Origin of the sequence: Myroides injenensis M09-0166 (assembly GCF_000246945.1) — a bacterium.
Taxonomy (GTDB): Bacteria; Bacteroidota; Bacteroidia; order Flavobacteriales; family Flavobacteriaceae; genus Flavobacterium; species Flavobacterium injenense.
On sequence record NZ_BAEX01000141.1, the window covers coordinates 1 to 4161 of the forward strand.

4 protein-coding genes are annotated in these 4161 nt (G+C 29.8%); 3 read left to right on the plus strand and 1 reads right to left on the minus strand.

What is annotated here, in order from left to right; genetic code table 11:
- Positions 1–84: 84 nt before the first annotated feature.
- A complete protein-coding gene (locus RH98_RS14735) occupies positions 85–1551 on the minus strand; it encodes a lipopolysaccharide biosynthesis protein (protein WP_010257184.1) in 1467 nt (488 codons plus the stop codon).
- A gap of 136 nt (positions 1552–1687) precedes the next feature.
- Here RH98_RS14735 and RH98_RS14740 point away from each other — a divergent pair, with 136 nt between their 5' ends.
- From RH98_RS14740 to RH98_RS14750, 3 genes are all read left to right on the plus strand, one after another.
- Positions 1688–2542, plus strand: coding sequence for a glycosyltransferase family 2 protein (locus tag RH98_RS14740; protein WP_010257188.1), 855 nt, complete (start codon positions 1688–1690; stop codon positions 2540–2542).
- 68 nt (positions 2543–2610) lie between these two features.
- Entirely contained in the window at positions 2611–3357 is a 747-nt protein-coding gene (locus RH98_RS14745; protein WP_026038945.1) for an MlaE family ABC transporter permease, read from the plus strand.
- A 3-nt stretch (positions 3358–3360) separates the two neighbouring features.
- Positions 3361–4137: an ABC transporter ATP-binding protein gene (locus RH98_RS14750; protein WP_010257195.1), complete on the plus strand. Its 777-nt coding sequence runs from the start codon at positions 3361–3363 to the stop codon at positions 4135–4137.
- Positions 4138–4161: the final 24 nt, after the last annotated feature.

Here is a 4161-nt window from a genome sequence, read left to right on the forward strand (position 1 = left end):
CTTATATCTCTAGTAATATATATAGACGAAAGGTAATGACAAAATGCATTACCCTTTGTCTATATATATTTTAAGCTTTAAAAATTACTTTAAAAGTTTTCGATAGATATTCTGAAGTACATTTCTAATTCCTATAACCCAATCTGTCTTAAGTATGATCATCAAATTCCCGATACCAACAAGTCCCACAGATAAAAGCAGTTGAATTATTGGATAACTCTTAATTGGGAGAAAATAAACTAACAATAAAATAATATTCATTAGTAAAGCCAAACTAAAAAACTTATTATCAAAAGGCCATAAGCGCAATTTCTTATAAATATAAAATGTCTTAGCTATATTGAACAATGTCAAAGAACCTAAAGACACAATTCCCACTCCAAATATTCCTAATGAAGTTTGAGTTAAAATAATATAATTAAGACCTACATTCAGAATCATTAAGCATAAAATAGAGATTAAATTAAACCTATAATATTTTGAATAAGATATAATCTCACTATTAAAACCAGTTGACATATTTATAACTACATTAATACCTAACAGAAAAATAATTGGAATAGATGGTGCTAATTTATCATAGGTAGGTAATAATTGAAATAGAGGTTCAATTCCAACCACTACACAACTAAACAAAAACATACCTATAAAGAATAAATTACGAGCAACTTCCTTATACTTTTCATTTAGTACTCTTAACTGCACTTTTTTGATTAAATCAGAAATAATGGGGGCGTAAAGCGCAAAAACTCCTGTGGCAGGAATCGCTAACGTAGAAGCTAACGTAACTCCAATATTATAAGTTCCATTTGCCTCATAAGAGATAAAATAAGGAATCATTAAAGAATCTACTCGAAATGCAAAAAAGGATCCAAAACTTCCTGCAAATGCATATAGACTATAAGAATAATACTCTTTCTTACTAACAGATTGAAATAAACCTGAATAGTTCCAAGACCACTTAAAATTAAAATATTTATAAATATAGCTACCTATTACAATAGCAACAATATAGTAAGCAATAATATAAAACCATATTGCTCTCGTAACTGGATAACTAAAATAGATTACCAATAAAAAGACTGTTGGCAATGCTAACTTAGGAATTATTCTTTCAAAAAAAGTAGGAAAAGACAATCGTTGTAAGTTCGTTGCTTGTCTCCTGAATAATTCAATATAAGCCATAGCTATAGCTAATGGAAATCCCATAGCGATATACTTTAAATCCTTTTCTTTATAGACCATCGAAAATATAACAAGTAAAACACCTAACCATGTCGCTAATTTAGCTAATGATAATAAGCTAAAGCTAAATAGCTTTTTTTGTAATGTTTCAGATAATCTTGGATAAAAATTAATTAACGCATGTGTACTTCCCAATACAATAATAGGAAACATTATCTGTGCACAAGCATCGACAAATCTAACAATGCCGAGCAGTTCCTTATCTAAAGGATAAACTAACACAGTAGAAACTACCCCTATTACAACACCAATATAATTGATAATAGTAAAAAGAAAGGCTTGTCTAGTAGAAATCTTACTCTGCATTAATCAACCAAGTTTAATATTAATCATTTATACAAATATACTTTCTAATAAGTGCTTTGCTACATTTTTTTTTAATTTTGTAAGCTTATGTAGTAATGTTAGTAAATATATCATTATTGCAAAACAAACATATCCTATGAAATATATCTTAATTATACCTGCATATAATGAATCAGACTATATCCGTCAGACATTAACTAGTATAATTAATCAAACATATAAGCCCAATCGTGTTATTGTAGTTAACGATAGTTCTATAGATAACACTGCAGATATTGTATCTTCATTTTCATTAGAATACCCATGGATAGAGCTTCATACTAAAAAATCTCACACAATACATCTACCAGGGAGTAAAGTTACTCAAGCCTTTAATTTTGGGCTTAGTAAAATAGAGGATATAGATAACTATGATATAATTGTAAAGTTAGATGCTGACCTTATTCTTCCTACTAATTATTTTGAAACTATTATTTCAAAATTTCAAGAAGATAATACAATAGGAATGGTTGGTGGCTTTGCATATATTGAGAAAGACGGTAATTGGATACTTGAAAATCTTACCGACAAAGACCACATACGAGGAGCTTTTAAAGCATATAGAAAAGAATGTTTTAAAGAAATTGGTGGGCTAAAACAAGCCATGGGATGGGATACCGTAGATGAATTACTCTGTAGATATTACAATTGGAAAATAATTACTATTCCAGAACTTAAAGTAAAGCATTTAAAACCTACTGGGGCTAAATATGATAAGAAAGCAAGATATAAACAGGGAGAAGCCTTCTATAGACTTCATTATGGTTTTTGGATTACCTTAATTGCAGCTTTAAAACTGGCATTAAAAAAGAGAAAACCTTTACTAACTGTAGATTACTTAAGAGGTTTTATGCAAGCAAAACAAAAAAACATACCTTACTTAGTTACGGATGAACAAGGTAAGTTTATTCGAAACTATCGTTGGAAAAAAATAAAATCAAAGGTTCTTTAGACTATATTTTAAGTCTTATAACTGAAAAACTCATTTGTAATTGGTAATTTAGCCGATATTTAATTTTTATGATAAAATCTGGATTAAAAAATATAGGACAATACTTCATTATGCTGAAAGAAATATTTAGCAAAATGACAAAGTGGAAAGTAATGAAAGAATTGATCTTTAAAGAGATTGATGATTTAATTATAGGATCACTAGGTATTGTTTGTTTCCTTTCGTTCTTCGTTGGAGGAGTTGTTGCTATTCAAACAGCTCTTAACTTAACAAACCCATTGATACCAAAATACCTAATTGGTTTTGCTACTAGACAATCAGTAATATTAGAGTTTGCTCCTACTTTTATCTCCATCATTATGGCTGGTAAAATGGGATCCTTTATCACATCTAGTATTGGAACAATGCGTGTAACAGAACAAATTGATGCTTTAGAAGTAATGGGGGTTAGCTCATTAAATTACTTAGTCTTTCCAAAACTTGTAGCAGTAATGTTATATCCTTTTGTAATAGGTATTAGTATGTTCTTAGGCATATTAGGTGGATGGTTTGGTGGAGTAATGGGTAATTTTGTTACTTCAGAGCAATTTATTGTGGGGTTACAAGATACCTTTATACCTTTTCATATTACTTATGCATTTATTAAGACCTTTATATTTGGGTTCTTATTAGCAACTATTCCTTCATATTTTGGTTATTATATGAAAGGTGGCGCATTAGAAGTAGGTAAAGCTAGTACAACTGCCTTTGTGTGGACTAGTGTTGCCATTATCCTTACAAACTACATTTTAACCTCACTACTTTTAAGTAATTAAGATATGATTGAAGTAACTAATATTGAGAAATCATTTGATGGAACACAAGTTTTAAAAGGTATTACTACTATTTTTGAAACTGGTAAAACCAATCTTATCATTGGACAAAGTGGTTCTGGAAAAACAGTTTTATTAAAAACATTACTTGGTATTCACCATCCTGATACTGGGAATATAGCATTTGATGGACGCATATATAATGATTTAACTAGAAGTCAAAAAAGAGAGCTACGTACTGAGATTGGAATGGTATTCCAAGGGAGTGCATTGTTTGACTCTTTGACAGTTGAAGAAAATATTGCTTTTCCTTTGCGTATGTTTACTAATAAAACAGACAAAGAGATTATGCACCGTGTAAATGAGGTAATCAATCGTGTAAATCTTATCAATGCCAATAAAAAGAAACCGGCAGAAATATCAGGAGGAATGCAGAAGAGGGTAGCAATTGCAAGAGCAATTGTAAACAATCCTAAATATTTATTTTGTGATGAACCTAACTCAGGATTAGACCCAAAAACAGCTATTGTTATCGATAATCTAATTCAAGAAATCACTCATGAATATGATATTACCACAGTAATTAATACGCATGATATGAACTCCGTACTTGAGATTGGTGAACATATTGTATTCTTAAAGAATGGTGTCTTGGCTTGGTCAGGAAATAACAAAGAAATCATTCAAACGGATAATGAAGATGTTGTGGATTTTGTATATTCTTCAGAATTGTTTAGAATGGTACGAGAAGCCATACGACATATTGGAAAAGAAAAATTATAACATATAAAAAAAGTAGTAAGTATA